The following is a 1,017-nucleotide window of genomic DNA, read 5'->3' on the forward strand; positions in this document are numbered from 1 at the left end:
GGACAGGCTCCAGGGTCCGCGAGTGGTCTGGGTCATGGTTCCGGCCGGTGCCGCCACCCAGTCGACGATCGACGAGCTGGCCGAGCTGCTCTCGCCCGGTGACCTCGTCGTGGACGGCGGCAACTCCCGCTGGACCGAGGACGAGAAGCACGCCGAGGAACTGGCCGCCAAGGGCATCGGCTTCGTCGACTGCGGCGTCTCCGGTGGCGTCTGGGGCCTGGAGAACGGCTACGCCCTGATGTACGGCGGCGACAAGGAGCACGTCGCCAAGGTGCAGCCGATCTTCGACGCCCTCAAGCCCGAGGGCGAGTTCGGCTCCGTGCACGCCGGCAAGGTGGGCGCGGGCCACTTCGCGAAGATGGTCCACAACGGCATCGAGTACGCGATGATGCAGGCGTACGCCGAGGGCTGGGAGCTGCTGGAGAAGGTCGACTCCGTGGAGAACGTCCGCGAGGTCTTCCGCTCCTGGCAGGAGGGCACGGTCATCCGCTCCTGGCTGCTGGACCTCGCGGTCAACGCCCTCGACGAGGACGAGCACCTGAACAAGCTGCGCGGTTACGCCGAGGACTCCGGCGAGGGCCGCTGGACGGTCGAGGCCGCGATCGACAACGCCGTGCCGCTGCCGGCGATCACGGCGTCGCTCTTCGCGCGCTTCGCGTCCCGCCAGGACGACTCCCCGCAGATGAAGATGATCGCCGCGCTCCGCAACCAGTTCGGTGGCCACGCGGTCGAGACCAAGAAGTAAGCACAAACCAGTTCAGCAGCCGGGGGAGGTCGGCGCGTAGTCATGCACGTATCGCATCTGTCGCTTGCCGACTTCCGCTCGTACGCCCGGGTCGAGGTCGCGCTCGATCCGGGCGTCACGGCGTTCGTGGGCCCCAACGGGCAGGGCAAGACGAATCTGGTCGAGGCGGTCGGCTATCTCGCCACGCTCGGCAGTCACCGGGTCTCCTCGGACGCGCCGCTGGTGCGGATGGGCGCGGACCGGGCGATCATCCGGGCCGCGGTCGTCCAGGG

General features: G+C 69.1%; 2 protein-coding genes. Both read left to right on the top strand.

Features of this window, described 5'->3' with window-relative positions; all coding sequences use genetic code 11:
• Positions 1–745, top strand: a 745-nt coding sequence (gene gnd, locus AB0I03_RS27215) for a phosphogluconate dehydrogenase (NAD(+)-dependent, decarboxylating) (RefSeq protein WP_360417523.1), incomplete at its 5' end; no start/stop codon positions are given.
• A gap of 42 nt (positions 746–787) precedes the next feature.
• On the top strand, positions 788–1,017 hold a 230-nt coding region (locus AB0I03_RS27220), incomplete at its 3' end, for an AAA family ATPase (protein ID WP_360417525.1).

This window comes from Glycomyces sp. NPDC021274 (assembly GCF_040641195.1).
Classification (GTDB): Bacteria; Actinomycetota; Actinomycetes; order Mycobacteriales; family Micromonosporaceae; genus Glycomyces.